This window comes from Paenibacillus eucommiae (assembly GCF_017874215.1).
Taxonomy (GTDB): domain Bacteria; phylum Bacillota; class Bacilli; order Paenibacillales; family NBRC-103111; genus Paenibacillus_AI; species Paenibacillus_AI eucommiae.
Window position 1 is genome coordinate 12,407 of the sequence record NZ_JAGGLB010000008.1, and the last position, 14,979, is coordinate 27,385.

Annotated in this window: 14 protein-coding genes; 11 read left to right on the plus strand and 3 right to left on the minus strand. The window is 35.5% G+C overall.

What is annotated here, in order from left to right:
* Positions 1-173: 173 nt before the first annotated feature.
* From J2Z66_RS13415 to J2Z66_RS13430, 4 genes are all read left to right on the plus strand, one after another.
* Positions 174-725 carry a hypothetical protein gene (locus tag J2Z66_RS13415; protein WP_209971950.1) on the plus strand — a complete coding sequence of 184 codons (552 nt, stop codon included), beginning with the start codon at positions 174-176 and terminating at the stop codon, positions 723-725.
* A gap of 145 nt (positions 726-870) precedes the next feature.
* On the plus strand, positions 871-1,422 hold the full coding sequence (locus J2Z66_RS13420) for a hypothetical protein (RefSeq protein WP_209971951.1): 552 nt from the start codon (positions 871-873) through the stop codon (positions 1,420-1,422).
* Positions 1,423-1,750: 328 nt separating this feature from the next.
* Positions 1,751-1,909: a hypothetical protein gene (locus tag J2Z66_RS13425; RefSeq protein ID WP_209971952.1), complete on the plus strand. Its 159-nt coding sequence runs from the start codon at positions 1,751-1,753 to the stop codon at positions 1,907-1,909.
* A 416-nt stretch (positions 1,910-2,325) separates the two neighbouring features.
* The gene (locus J2Z66_RS13430) at positions 2,326-2,622 is read left to right on the plus strand and encodes a hypothetical protein (protein ID WP_209971953.1); all 297 of its coding nucleotides are present in this window, start codon (positions 2,326-2,328) and stop codon (positions 2,620-2,622) included.
* Positions 2,623-3,202: 580 nt separating this feature from the next.
* Here J2Z66_RS13430 and J2Z66_RS13435 read toward each other — a convergent pair.
* Entirely contained in the window at positions 3,203-7,006 is a 3,804-nt protein-coding gene (locus tag J2Z66_RS13435; RefSeq protein ID WP_209971954.1) for a hypothetical protein, read from the minus strand.
* Between the two features lie 327 nt (positions 7,007-7,333).
* On the opposite strand from J2Z66_RS13435, the gene J2Z66_RS44065 reads away from it, so the two are divergent.
* Entirely contained in the window at positions 7,334-7,474 is a 141-nt protein-coding gene (locus J2Z66_RS44065) for a DinB/UmuC family translesion DNA polymerase (RefSeq protein ID WP_209971955.1), read from the plus strand.
* Between the two features lie 736 nt (positions 7,475-8,210).
* Here the strand turns inward: J2Z66_RS44065 and J2Z66_RS13445 are convergent.
* Positions 8,211-8,555 (minus strand): helix-turn-helix domain-containing protein, encoded by a 345-nt coding sequence (locus J2Z66_RS13445; protein WP_209971956.1) that lies wholly within the window; start codon positions 8,553-8,555, stop codon positions 8,211-8,213.
* Positions 8,556-8,693: 138 nt separating this feature from the next.
* On the opposite strand from J2Z66_RS13445, the gene J2Z66_RS13450 reads away from it, so the two are divergent.
* Together J2Z66_RS13450 and J2Z66_RS13455 are read left to right on the plus strand one after the other, a co-directional pair.
* Complete coding sequence (locus J2Z66_RS13450) at positions 8,694-9,035, plus strand: hypothetical protein (RefSeq protein ID WP_209971957.1); 342 nt, start codon at positions 8,694-8,696, stop codon at positions 9,033-9,035.
* A 45-nt stretch (positions 9,036-9,080) separates the two neighbouring features.
* The gene (locus J2Z66_RS13455; protein ID WP_209971958.1) at positions 9,081-9,410 is read left to right on the plus strand and encodes a hypothetical protein; all 330 of its coding nucleotides are present in this window, start codon (positions 9,081-9,083) and stop codon (positions 9,408-9,410) included.
* A 49-nt stretch (positions 9,411-9,459) separates the two neighbouring features.
* On the opposite strand, the gene J2Z66_RS13460 is transcribed toward J2Z66_RS13455, so the two are convergent.
* Positions 9,460-9,669: a helix-turn-helix domain-containing protein gene (locus J2Z66_RS13460; protein WP_209971959.1), complete on the minus strand. Its 210-nt coding sequence runs from the start codon at positions 9,667-9,669 to the stop codon at positions 9,460-9,462.
* 142 nt (positions 9,670-9,811) lie between these two features.
* Here J2Z66_RS13460 and J2Z66_RS13465 point away from each other — a divergent pair, with 142 nt between their 5' ends.
* The 4 genes from J2Z66_RS13465 to J2Z66_RS13480 are packed head-to-tail and all read left to right on the plus strand — an operon-like array spanning position 9,812 to position 14,973.
* Positions 9,812-10,480: a TnsA endonuclease N-terminal domain-containing protein gene (locus J2Z66_RS13465; RefSeq protein ID WP_209971960.1), complete on the plus strand. Its 669-nt coding sequence runs from the start codon at positions 9,812-9,814 to the stop codon at positions 10,478-10,480.
* Positions 10,462-12,402: a TnsB C-terminal domain-containing protein gene (locus J2Z66_RS13470; RefSeq protein ID WP_209971961.1), complete on the plus strand. Its 1,941-nt coding sequence runs from the start codon at positions 10,462-10,464 to the stop codon at positions 12,400-12,402. Before J2Z66_RS13465 ends, J2Z66_RS13470 begins: the two co-directional genes overlap by 19 nt.
* A gap of 19 nt (positions 12,403-12,421) precedes the next feature.
* Entirely contained in the window at positions 12,422-13,450 is a 1,029-nt protein-coding gene (locus J2Z66_RS13475) for an ATP-binding protein (protein ID WP_209971962.1), read from the plus strand.
* Positions 13,447-14,973, plus strand: a complete 1,527-nt coding sequence (locus tag J2Z66_RS13480) for a TniQ family protein (protein ID WP_209971963.1) — start codon at positions 13,447-13,449, stop codon at positions 14,971-14,973. Before J2Z66_RS13475 ends, J2Z66_RS13480 begins: the two co-directional genes overlap by 4 nt.
* The last annotated feature ends 6 nt before the right edge of the window (positions 14,974-14,979 follow it).

The following is a 14,979-nucleotide window of genomic DNA, read 5'->3' on the forward strand; positions in this document are numbered from 1 at the left end:
TACAGGCTGAAAAATATGGAAATCTATTAAGCTAACGGGTAACTATAGCACAATAAGTAACCAGAACAAGGCTGCCGGCATGGATCGGCAGCCTCATTGCGCTAACGAGATTAGTGAAGTAACAATGATTAATACCTCTTAGTTATGGACAACTTAACCATTGAGGTGAAATCATGATTAAAATAAAAGCAATATTCATAAATGTGTTCTATTGCACAATATTTTTAACTTCTCAAGCTAATGCAACACCTGATGTTCCTCCTTTTGAAAAGCCTTATCTCGAAATCGGGTATAAATCAGTTGGAGAAGCATTAAAGGAATGTGAAACAGTTAATCAACGAGAACTTCAATTGCCGATTAAATTACCGCCTATACAATTTACTTATCACTTAGGTAGATGTGTAAATGACAAGGGAAATTATAACGATGAACTTCAAATAGAATACCTCCATGAAGCGCAGGGCAAGAACCACTATAATATTGATGTAAGACCTATTGAGCAGAGAATTGACTTTGAGAAATCGAAGAGAGGTAAGAAAAAGTACAAACTGAATGACGGTAGTGATGCACTGTATTTTTCAACTAAAACCCCAAAGTCAAGGGGAGGATTTAACATCTTAGTTTTCGAAAAAAACGGATGGCAGTATCGTCTGTCAGTGGATAGTCGAATAGAAAACCAAGTCACAGCGGATATGCTGATTGGAATAGCAGATTCATTACGCTAACGGGACACGTTAGTTCAACGATACAAGGAGCAGTTTGCCGCGGCAGTTGCTCCTTGTTTTTATTAAGCTAACGGGCAGTATAGTTGAAAATAAAGGAGAAACTTATACTAACTATACAGCGTCTTAATTTATGGGGGTGTTTTGATTGTCTAAAACCAAAAAGATAATGTATTATGCCGTATTTCTTATAGTGCTTTGTATTGGATGTTCATTGTATTATTTTAATCAGTACCATGTTAATAACGATAATGTATCCATACAATCTAATTTGAAAGACTGGTTAAATAGAAGAAGTAAAGAAGAAATTATACCTAATGTTGTAGATGTTGTGCGATTAGATAATTCAAATTCCTATATCGCTTTATTTCAGTTGGAAAATAATAATATTGGGTATTCGCAATTGATTAAAGGATTGAACGGTAAGCTCAAGATTGAACGATCAGGTTATGGCACTAATGTAGTATCCTATGAAAAAATAGAAACAAATAAAGGTGTGTATGGAATATTAATTGGTAAAAATCCCAATTTAAAAATGGACCATTTGTCAGTCAAACTAACACATGAAGAATTTGGTTTTACAACAGATGTTTCTAAGGACGAAATGTTCGTGAAGTACGAGAAACTACCAAGTGGTTTAAAAGAAACTTTCCAAGCTGAATTAACTTTATTTGATGAAAATAATAATGTAATCCAATAATGATTTTATAGAAAACTATTGAGCTAACGGGACACGATAGTTGAATGAAACATGAAGGCAGCCGGCCACTGATCGGCTGCACTGTTATGCGTTAAAACAGTATTTCACTTTTCTTGTAGAGAGTCAGAAAGAGCAATTAAGGACCTGGTGGACGTTGTAGGATGGTTACGTAATCCGTTTGAAAGCGGAAAAATTACTCCATTACAACAGGTACAAGCGAAAAGAACTGAAAAATCTGTGAATCTCATCATCAAGGGTTGTAACAATTACCAACTTCGGACTGGACGCAAAAGTAGAGGCAGGGTCTTGGACTTCAGTGGGATGGGCAATGTATCGCATGCTCGGGTATACGGAGCAACGACCGACGCTGCCGATGGTAATGGGACTGACAGGAAACGCGTTCCGGATCTCGGTTGTTCGCGACGGCGTAAATATCGGGGGAGACGGCCTACTCGTTCCCAAAACTATTATGGATTATTTTGTATGATAGGAATAAACCAAAGGGGGATGTTAATGAACCCAATTATGATTGATATTCCAAACGAGTTTTACACCGAACGATTACCGAACGATTAATGATTAGAATGCCAAAGCTAGGTGATGGAAAGGTCGTGAGTGAAGCTGATGAAGTGGGAACAGAATGAGCAAACCGATTATGATTCAGAAAACATTGAAAAACTGCCTTGGGTTCCTTTCACTGAGAATCTCTCATGCCATTTCAAACTATTGCGGTTTGATCTTAATACATAGGACGATACAATTAACCCAAAAGAGATCCTGCAAGCGCAAGACACAGCCCACTATTTTTCAGTGACCTGCCAATAACAATGATTGAGGTGACACTTAAGTCCTAAGTGGGATTTACCTTGCATTTGGATTTAATTAATAGGAGGAATTTCTAAATTGGGCATTGAGATAACGGTTAGAACTGAGAAATCAAAGAGTTATTTTAAATCAAATTTGAAAAGATTAATTGAAGCACCTGATACTGATACTTTAATACTCAGTTCTGGATTCTTTCAAGAAATAATTGTGCTAGAGGATCTTAACAAATGGATTTCTTCAACTTGTAGACATGTTGAAATAATTGGAACTAAGGCAAGATATCTTAATGATTATGATAAGAGTTATAAACACTACAAAGATTTCTCAAGAAAACTACTCTTCACAATTCATCCTAAGATAAACATAGAAACCTAATTTAATGAAACATAATTTCTTATCTCAAGATGAGAAAATAATAATTAGCAAAATTAAAAGGTTTCATAAAGCGACTAATATTAAGAGCTTTAAAGAATGTGGTCAATCCATCGATAATGTAATTAAAGTATCACGTTCTCTGCCAGTTGATGTAAAAAATACATTTCAAATAATTTCATTGATTATACAATAGAAAAATTGCCTTCAATTAGTGATTCCGATGCTGTAACTGAAAATAAGGTAAAAAAAATCCTTAATGAGATGAGTACAAATTTAAAGTTTAAATAAATGATCATATAAATTACGTACCTGGATAAACGTCCGACGGGGTGATGACTTCTTTTTGCACCATTGTATGAAGGTGGTCCAGGTTACAGCACTAAGTTTATACAGGGATAAAAATGGGGTTGAGTGCGAATAAGAAAGTGTAATTATTATTTCAGCTTCGCTGATGGTCTTGTAACTAACATATATAACCGGTAAAAGCAGATGTGTGGCAAACATAATCATGAAGAGGCCAGACGGAAAACCTCCATCTGGCTTAATTTATTAAGAGAAATAAGTGGGTGGCTTTCAACCACTATTCAAATCGTTCATTTCGCTCCCTTTCATGTTTCAACTCCCACTCACGTTCTAAACGAATTTCCTCAACAAATATCCTTTCTTCCTGTATAGCCCAATCCCTAATAATAGGATCTTCATGGTTTTGAAGTTCTAACAACAACGGTAATCGGGTCTGTAGTATCTCTGACCGTGACCCACTCCATGACGTTGGCCTAAAGGTTGACTTTAACTTGTTTAAAATGAGAATTGGATCAGAGGAGTTATCAATTAAATTCATTGCAAGTGGGGTCCACTGCAGACCAGTGCCAAAATTTCTATATGGTACAATAACTGACACGGCTACTGGATACCTTGTGGTAGGATCAACATTACACCATCTTAGGATAACTTCATCTTTAATAGCTAATATCGGATTACGTTGCGTTGCAATATCCTCTGAGAACAATTGGGCTATCCGATAATTTAGATGATCGCTTTTGCCAAGGAAAACATCCATGAAGACTAATGCATTTGAAGAAGCTAGTGAATATAAACTTTGATCATAATCTGTAGTGGAAATATCATAATTTTCCAATGCTATCGCAATTTTCGTAAGAACTATGCGAGCGTTTTCGGTCCCGGCTTCGTTATCGAAACAACAGTCGATAATGTTTGCTAGTGTATAGTCCTTTCGCAAAGCGTTCTTACGAGAAAATGTATAGTGGACGAGTAATTCTTGTCCTAATGTAGCAATTAATTCGCTAACATCATTTTTTGTCTTTCCATGAAGTCTCATTTGAAGAATATCAATAGCAACATCTATACCTTCACTCTGGGAAGATATTTTTCTCAACAATTCACAAATATCGATATCATCAATTGTTTCATGTGTTTTCCCGTAGGCTAAATTTCCATATTGCCAAATTGGTGCGTCCCCAAGTTCAAGTGATTGCATAAGCCGGGATACCCCTTTTTGGGTGATGTCTACGCTGGTTTGGATAAACGGAAATGCAACAGATAAAACCTTATTAGTAATAGCTTCGTCTAACAAAGCCTCGGACAGAGTAGTATTTGTTTTAGAAAGTGTATTTAAAAAACCTCTAAGTAACTGGTAATTACGTCTAGATTCATCAATTAACAATAATTGACCCAAGATATCATCCCAAATATCTCTTGGATCATCATTTCCTTCTGCTAAACCTTGTCCGAAATCAAATATCCTTATGCCATCATTACTTAAAAGCTCGGGTAATAGCTCGTTAAAAATATTCATTTGTGTTCTAATTTTGCGTCCAAATGAACGAGTTTTTTCTTCTACCAGTGCATAAATATCGCTTGCGTTCTCATCATCAACTGTATCGACCAAGTCAAGTGTAGTTCTAGTCCCAGATAGAGTGTATAATTTGATTTGATCTAAAAGATTAATCGGCTCTAAAAGGTCGGCTAATTTATCCAATCTAGATATTATATCCAGTTTCATATTCTTTCCATCATACCGTTTAGTACTCTTAACAGTAACCCATCCCTCACTCCAACTAACCTTTGCCGAAATGGTTCTTACAGCAGTCTCCAATTCATCATACATGGCAGCCCTTGTCCATAGACCTCGGAACTTCTTAGCCAAAAGACTCATAAGTTTAATTGAAGCAGGATTTTCAGAAACGGCCACTGTTACGACGTAATCAAGAAATAATTTATACCATTCCTTTATATCTTCTTTATTTTTCGGTGAATACCCAAAATCTCTTGCGTGAGCACCAAATTCAAAATTGTATGGAGAACTAAAATGCCAAGACTCTAATGCCGCACTTAACAATGAAACGCCCAAGTTTACTCGAACTTCAGATTCAGATTCTATTAATCTAGAAATAAGATTTAATCTTTGTACAGGAGTAGCGTGAGTACCGGATAAATAGATATAAAAAAGCGAATTTAATAAACTTCTTATTGAATCAGTGTTTTCATTTGAATTTTCCGACAATGCAAATTGGCACAGAAGATGGGTAGATCTCTCGAATAATTCTTGATCATATGCTATAGATCTAAGAAGTCGTGTGAAATATCTAAAATGATTATTTTTTCGAGTGAAAAAATATTCATCGTCTTTTTGATTAACAACATTCTCAATAGTAAAGAGGATTAACGCAGGATCCACCGGAGCGATATTTCTAAACAAGTTAATACCAAGTTCATCTAAATTTCTAATATCTCGTAAAATGCCTGTATCAGACAGCCAATCGCGTACAATTTCTTTTGCAGCAGCACAATTATGAAGGTAACCTAGTCGTCTAGAGAAGGAAGTTAACAACCTCTCAGAACCTCCACTTAGAAAAATTTTAGTGATATCGCTATTCGGGATGTTTTCCAATGCTCTTGCGGCAAGACGGTTAGCAACTGCGTGAGGTAAAACAGCTCTCCAATTACTTCTTTGTTGTACAAGATCACGACGTTTCAATTCACTAATATTTTCGTAAAGTTCTCGAACACTCATTTCTAATAAGGATCCCAAGAGCGTAAGTTCAGTATTTTCGTCTTCTCCAGTTCTGCAATCGAATGAATACACAAGGGAACAAACTTCTGCTGCTTTTTGTAATTTACTGTCTGGTATATTTCGTTGAAAAAATAATCTTTCAAATAATTCTTGGTCTCTTAGCCTGGAAATATCCTCTCCTCTTTCAATAGTTCTTGCTAGGGTGATAGCAATACGTGCATTTCCACCGGAGAATTCAGCTATTGTACGTACGCTTACTTGGCTAATGTGACCAAATCGTGCAAGCATAACCTTTTCAATTAATTCAACTGAAGCTGGTTCAAGATGATATACTTCTGTTTCTTCAGGTTGATCTTCTCTGACGTCATACTCAATTGTAATCAAACTAATTAGACTTCCTGCCGCTGAACATATGGAGGTTAATCGTCTATGCAAATCTGGTGGACAATTATCAATAACAAGTACAATTGGGTTTTGTAGGGCAATTAATCTCTCAGCAAAATTTCTTGGGTCTGGAAAGGGACTGTCACTACTGTCAGAGTAAAATACTTGAGATCGATTTAATGGCTTTTCACAGATTCGTTCATCAAACAAAGCTTGTATCAGTCGAGTTTTACCCACTCCAGACAACCCAACTAAACGAACCGAGGACCCTGGCCGGATAAGTATATTTTTAAGTTCATTTATACCATCTACTATGGAGATACCTTCTGGATTTGTATTTGTGGCATTATATAATCGAACATGTGCATCAGTAATGTACTCTTCTTCAATACCTCCGGGACAGTTAGCCCAATTGTCGTATGTTTTCCATCCATGAATTGGTCGTCCGATTTTTTCTCTTACCCATAGAACAAGTGCGGGATGTGTACGAACCCACCCAGCCACTCGTTCACGGTCGTAGAAATCAAGCTTGATTCGTGAAGAATTTGCGTAATCAGATACTGCATGCTGCATCGCTGCTTTTCTATTTCTTAATGATAAGTCCGATGTTGATCCTTGACTACTAACAATAATATAGGCTCCATCGGTATCTGCTAAATCTTTAATTACTTGTCTAAGTTCACCTTCTGGACGCATTTCAGAGATAATTTCAGAACGTGGCATATCAGGTTTTTTCACTTGAAATCCTGTACCTGACCTTGGTATAAAACTGTCATTATGTAAAGCAGCAGTTATCTCAACACGCACATCAAGCCCACCATCACTTGCATTTTGATGGCCACCCCAAGTAACCCCAGCGACAGGTAAACCTGCAGAACGCAACTCTGCTTCGCAAAGAAGGCCAACAAGTGATCTAAGATCTGTATCGTTTAATTCTTTTATATCATTACCTGTAATTTCAATCATACTAAACCTCCTATATATCTAAATAATTTGGCATCACTTACCGATATATCATGATTCATATTCTGCTTTATCCTAGGGACTCCAACGAGTGGATCTAGTAACTGTTATTTAGCATGATGTATGATTATATTTTAAGCGATTTTATGAAAGAACGATCAAATTTTATTGGTTAGAATCCTAGTATATAATGAAAATTAGAAAGCTGTCTGATATCTATTAATTAAAATCTTAATAAAGTGCTTTTCGATATTATAATCACGCTACAGCTTATTTAAATTGAATCAGAGATAGATTTTTTCCACCTCCTACGAGGAGCCAACTAGCTTTTTGCGCCAGATGAAAATTTCTGACCCGACACGTAGCACGAATTCAGTTTTTGAAGCAGCTGAGGTACTATTTTATCGATACTGGGACAAAATGCTGTTACGTCGTGTTCAAGTGATGCTTAGCAATCTTTGTGGCAGGTAAAGCCCAGAGCACTCGAAAAGTCACCGATAAAATAAAGGATCGGTTTGGCAGTACAGCCATAGTGATGGCATCTTCACTTACAACTTCTGGCCAGGCAATGGAGAGATCGCAAAAAATTGGAGGACATTATTAAGAGCAAGAAACTGAAAGGCAATGGTTTGTGGGAGTCAAGCCTTTTGATGCTCCCACAGCATCATGAGCAATCTATTAAACAACTACAGGCGACCAAGGCTAAAAACAGCCCGAGCTCGACGAGCAAGAATTGGAGCTGGTATCAGCAGCACTTCGGGAATCGATGAAAAGAAATGTGCCCGTCAAACTGACTATTTTCGGATAATTCGAGAACCGCTTTGTATAAGGTACTGTATTACAAGTGGAGGCGCAACGCTTTAAATTAAATACAATCGATTCCTATGATGGGATGGAGGGGAGGGAAGGATAGGAATAGCCCATGTACTCAAAGCAGAGTTTACTCATCTGTGGGGAATGATCAAGACATAGAAAAACGAAAAAGGCCTGAGGATGCTTCCATTCAGGCCTTTCTTTGTACCAGTGCTTCTGGATTTAGATTTATTCTAGCATGGAGCGGACTGGTTGTCTACGCAAATATTTAACGACTTAATGTATCGTCATGTTTCGTATAATTAAATGGTTTAACAAAACATCTGATTTATGAAAGGGAAAGACAGACACCTTATTTTCTCTAGGTGTCTGTCTTTTCCTTTTACGTTTTCGACTAATTTTCTTCAATTATCTCAGTAATAAACCATTTCACTTTTTTTATGTCTTTCTTATCTAACGGCCAAAGCAGCTCATTAATTTGATTCATTAAGATCTCTTTTTCGCCTTTAGAAGAACGAAGGTTCTTTTCAAACAAAAACAATTCGTGTGTCTGGACTTGGAGAGAATTAGCTATTTTTTGAAGGTTCAGTAACGAAACATTTTTCTCCGCACGTTCAATACCACCAATATATGAAAAATGAAAACCTGCCAATTCACCCAATTGTTCTTGAGTGAGACCTTTTTGTTTTCTAATGTCCCTAATTCGATGGCCTACTAATTTGAGAATTTGGTTTTCCATGATTACACCTCTAATGTCAGTGTAAACAATGGAATTGCAGGGGGACACCGACTGTTAAATATCATATTTTTATTTTGATACATATAAGTATTAATATTAAATTATTTGGTTATACATGTAGTAAAGGAGGGATAAAACATGAAAAAAAACAATGAATCAAAACTTCAATTTGGTTTGGCCCAAATAACACCTGAAGGGCTTTTATTTGAAGAACGCTCCTACACGAACGAAGCAATGATACGATGCGGCTGGTTTGAGCATGCATCCATTTATGGTGCATGGGAGATCCCTATATTATTTCATTCACAAATTCATAATGAAGTACTACTATTTGATTTACAATCCATCGAAGTCGCTACTAGTACAGAAGTGTCTGCTCTACAGGATAGTAGGGAAAGCCATTTATTAAACACCTATCAAGATAATCTTCAAGAGTTAATACTAATATTTCAGAAACATGAAATAAACAGATGGAATTAACATTATTTCATTAAAATAATTTCAATAAATGGAGGTTTGTTTAACTTGATGTTAAATAAAATTCAATTTGGTTTGGCTACTGTCACTTCACATGGTTTAAAATTCCGTAATAAATTGTTTTCAAACTCATTAATGATTAAAAATAACTGGTTTGAAAATGTAGCTTTGTACGGAGAATGGCAAGTTCCAATATTGTATCGCCAGTCTGATCTAACTGAAATCATGCTATTTGATTTAAATGAAATAGAAGTTGCGACATCCATTGATGAACCAAAAATCGTCAGCGAAGAGTATATCCAAGGATATTTTGAAGCAATAAAAAATATTAAAGAACAATTATCTCAACAATCCAAATCTATTAAGAATAGAAATTAGTTTAGTAGTTCATCTGAGTTAATTAGTAATACCCTACAAATCGTTAATTTCAAGAAATGATCTCAATAAGGTCCGTGTGAAGTGCTTGTGATATGTCATATAAAACATGTAACTGAACTTTATGGCGTCCTTTTTCAATATTAGTAACTGAGGCTCTTGAAAGCCCGATGATTTTCCCAATGTCACCTTGTGTAAGTCCTTGGGCTTTTCGTAAAGCTCGTATTTTATTGCCTATCTGAATGTAAATTGTGTGTTCCATAGGTCTATCTCCTCCTATTTGTTTCTAAATATCATTATTGACAGATTAATAGATTGATAGACTACACTAATGAGGCAGTTAATTTTTTTGTATATGTTTATAATTCTAAATTTATGGAGAAGAAAACTAATAGGTGATGACAATGTATAATCCAATCAGACTTCCACGTAACAAGCATTACGGCAGTAATTATTGGGAAGGTATAAGTTTCAAATATGATCGTATCGTTTCTTCATACAGTAATTTAGAATATGATAATTGGATACTAATTGAAACTGATCCTGAAATCATTGATTATTGTGAACAACCATGCAAAGTAAATTTTGTGATTGGTGGGAAGTTGAAAGGAACGATTTTCGATATGTGGTTGCATCACCGGCTTACTGGTGAAGAGTTTATAGAAGTTAAGTACTCTAATGAACTTAAGCCTGGGCATAAGAATTATGAAAGGAATGTAGAACAAATCGAAGTTCAAAAAGAATGGTGTGCAGAGCAAGGAGTCAAACACAGTATTAAGACCGAACAGGATATTCGTAAGAATCGCATTCTTCTCGATAACAAAAAACGCATCTTGTCGTTTGTCAAAGACACCAATATTGCAACATTATCCTTTTCGGAGCAATTTATTAAATATCTAACGGATCAACCAACATCTTTTTTTACTATTGCTCAATGGTTACCAGAACTCAACGTTTATCAAATTCACGAATTGATCTTCTGGCATATTTATCATGGTAATGTTAAATCAAATATTGAAACAGTGACGCTAGGAAACAATACGGAGGTTTGGACATGTCGAGACAAAAGCTAATAGAAAACCCGAATATTTTACCTGAGCAGTTGCATATAGACCTATGGCCATCTGTCGATACTCTATGTTTGAATGGATTTGATCGTAAAATCTTTGATCTAAGAAAAAAAGCAATGAAATTATACTTTGAAAACGCACTCACTCAAAAAGAAATTCATGAAATAACAGGTATTGAACCAAGGAATTTAAGAAGGTTAGTGCATAGATGTCTTGCTTTAAACCCAAATGGTGTAATTTGGGGGTTTAGAGCGCTTATTCCTCAGAAAAAAATTAAAGAGTACACAAAATTAAAGTCCAATAAAGGTCTGAATAATAAAGCAAAGACGGGGGAGTTCACTTTATTATTAAAGAAATATCCTAATATAGAGGAAAAGATTGTGAGTCTTTATCTTGGCCGACTTAATAAAGAAGCCAGGGATCCTGTTATGAGACCAAAGAACATATACAGGCATTTTATTAATTCTTGCAAAGAACAGGCAATCGCAATGAATGAATATCCCTTTAATACAGAGGATCAAGGATACCGCTCATTACAAAGGTATTTGAAAAAGGTGAGGGATACTCATTTCGGCAAAGCATCTGAGCGATACGGTACAGATTCTGCTCAAAAAGCACAAAACTCAGGAATTGGTGAACAGAACGAACCACAAATCATAAGACCTTACCAAATTGTACAATTTGATGGACACCGAATAGATGCAGTTTTTGCAATTAAACTTCAAACATTAGCTGGTGATGTTATTTGGACAGTTACTGAGAGAGTATGGATCTTAGCTTTTCTGGATGTTGCTACACGAAACGTATTGGGTAAATACATCAGCTTAAATAAGGAATATACAGCAGCTGATGTAATGATATGTGCTCGCAATGCAATTGTTCCAAAAACGAAATTGAATCTAACGATACCGGGCTTAACATATCACGATACTGGTGGTTATCCGTCAGAGGTATTCAAGGAGGCGGAATGGGCCACTTGGGAAGCATGCAGTTTAGACAATGCAAAGTCCAATCTTTCAAAATTAGTAAAGGATAGAATGCATAACCTAATCCGATGTAACACAAATCCTGGACCCGTGGCTAAACCGATGAGAAGACCTTATATTGAACGTTTTTTTCAAACACTAGAGGAAAATGGATTTCATCGTTCGCCTAGTACAACTGGGAGTCATTTTAAAGATCCACGAAGAAATGAACCCGACAAAAAAGCAATACAATTTTACATAAGCCTTGAGCATTTGGAACAACTTAGTGATGTGTTAATTTCAAATTACAATGGAATGCCACATTATGGTCTTGATAATTTGAGTCCATTACAAGCAATGGAACAAAGATTAGAACGGGGAATGCTACCAAAAGTAATGTCTGAAAATCTCCGATCGGAGTTATCTTTCTTGCAAATAAATACTTCCAGAAAAATAAGTGGCAATATTGAAAGCGGCAAACGACCTCACATCTATTATGAAGGAGTAGAATATAGAAACGAAATTTTATCTCATGCAGCTGATTTAATCGGTACAAAGTTAGAATTACATGTTTGTGTTGATGATATCAGATTTCTTAAAGCTTACCTTCCAGATGGTAGTGAGTTTGGCATGTTAGTTGCTACTGGAAGGTGGGGGGTTGTTCCCCACTCTATAAAAATGAGAAAGGAAATCATGAAACTAAAAAGACTAAAAATAATTCACTTCACTGAGCATGATTGTCCAGTCTCAATATATCAAGAGTTTCTGGTAATGGATTCTCAAAATAATAAAAGAAGTGCTAACAAATATGCAATTGTACAACAGGCTAAAAACAAACTTGAGAAAGAAGTGGAAAAAGAGAGACATCATGTAATGATCGAGCAATATAATCAAAGTATTATGGAGGAAGTAGACGATTCGCTTGTATTGTTAGAACAGTTTAAAACAATTTCTTTTTAGAATAGGAGAGATGAAACATATGATTAGACCTAAAAAGGAGGATTTAGAGTTTCAACCTATAGATATTCATAAATTAATAAATCCTATTACACCCTCTTCTTGTCATCCTATATCAACGGGTCAATACATTATTCCTACCAGTGAAATAACAAAGATGTTTCAAAAAGTAAAAAGCATGATTGAGGATCGATCTCCTGGGGGAATCATCTATGGCAGACCGAGAATTGGGAAAACAAGAGCGTTAAAGTATCTTCTTAATGTTCTTCCATCTTTATTAGGAGCAGATATACCTATTTTCTCTGCAGTATGTAATAGACATACAAAACCAAATGAAGACGTCTTCTTTAAGGAATTACTTACTGACTTTAACCATGCATTTGCGTCGAATGGTAAAGCAACTGAAAAAAGGGAACGTATAGTCAATCTATTTATTGAAAGGGGGGAACGGTCTGGACAAAGAAGGGTTGTTCTTTTTCTGGATGAGGCGGACAGATTATCTAGCCTACATTATGACTGGCTTATGGACATTTATAATCGTGTAGACAATGCGGAAATAAGTATGACTGTCATATCTGTAGGGCAATTAGCCCTTCAACAATTGCGAAGCAGTTTTGCTTTTCAGCAAAAAGCTCAAATTATTGGTCGTTTCATGGTGAACGAACATCAATATCGAGGTATGACATCTGCAAACGAAATCAAAGCATGTCTTCATGGCTATGATACTGCAGAATTTCCAGATAACTCGAAATGTTCATACACAAAGTTTTTCTATCCTGAAGCGTTCGAGCGAGGAGAGAGGTTTAGCGGCTTTTGTAATGATTTATACAATGCTTTTCTTAATTTGCGTCTTGAAAATGGGTTGTCAAAGAAATTTGACATACCGATGCAATATATCGCAAATGCAATTGAGAACATAATGAAGCATCATGGGGCACTAGGTGAAGGCGTCTACTGGCCAACAGTATCACACTGGAATATTGCTGTGAAGAAGTCTGGATATTTGGAGTCAGAAATATTGATGGACTTATTAGGAACAAAGATTACATGAGTGTAATATGTTGGAACAATGAATGGACTCAACCTTATGAATCTATGTGGTCAATACTTAATAAATTGATGGCAAGTAATCGAATTGAAGCAAGAGATGCTTTCTTTAAACTTTGTCGTGATAATTTAAAGGGAAAACAAATGATTGGTCTGTCTAACCGTTCTTTGCTATTGCTTGGTGGTTTAGATGCTAATGTTATAACCAAATCATTCGGATATGACTTGATAAAAGAAAATCAGCAATACATGATGAATATTATGTCTTGGCTCCCAGAAGGGCACAGAAATAATTATTTTGATAATAATTTGCGTTGGTGTAATGATTGTCTTCGGGATGGGTTTCACAGCCTTCTACATCAATTCAAATTAATAAACTACTGCCCAATTCATGAAAAGCTCTTGCAATCAATATGTATTAATTGTGAAAAGCAATTACAATTTGCATTTCTTTTAGAGAAAAAAAAGAATTGCGAATGTAATTTGCAACATATGAATTTAAATCGTGATATAACCTGCTGGAAATTCACTGACTACCATTTGAATTTACTTCCCTGGTTAGGTGTGAAGAACATTGACAAAATAAATTATTTTATAAATTTCGAAACAGCAAGAGATTTAAAAGATATACTCAGTTGTATATTAATATCACTTGGATGTGAGGCAGATTTAAAAGATAACTATCATCTTAACTTCTCGAAAATGGCTCCATACATACATAATTTAAAGTTGAAGAAAGAGCAGTGCAATGATTTAGTTGATCAGGCAAAAATCCTTTATGGAGGGGATGATAATTTTATTCTCTGCGATGATTTATACGAGTCGGTTAGACAAACATTTAAAGCAATCGATAAAAATTTAAGGAAGAGAATATTATCAACGCATCGATCATGTATAACTAAATTTATAAGCCTTTCAAAGTCGGAAGGGGAGGATATACCTGAAATATGCCCCTATGCATATGCTTATGTGTTTTGGAAACATTCACTCTTCAAATCAGACCGAGTATTTACTGAGAGAACAATTGGTGCATATTCTAAACAAAATATAAAAGTCCTACAATTCCCCATAAAATTAATTGAGGATAGGCTTTTGGATTTAGTATTAAGTTATATTTCGGAATTTAAAGTAATTAATGTTAATCAGATTGCTGGAATACGATGGCTTATAATGAAATATAGTAGCGAGCTCTTGATAGGCCATTTTACAAAATGGATGTACTTTGCAAAACAATATTCCACACAACATAGAACTCCTAATAATATAGAAATGGATCAAGCCCCTAAAGTCGAACCCTTAATCATTATTCCATACTCCAAATTATTTAAATTTTATAGTTGGAGAAATAAGAACGATGATATACATTGGAAAAATATCAATTTAAAGTGTCCATATGCTTCAACTAAGACGAAAAGGAAAAATAGTACGGAAATCTCACAACATCCTTTATCTTTAGCGCTGAATAATGATGATAGCAAAATTTCTAACTTTATGATGAATTATATAAACCGGTTCCGAGTGCGATAGATTTAA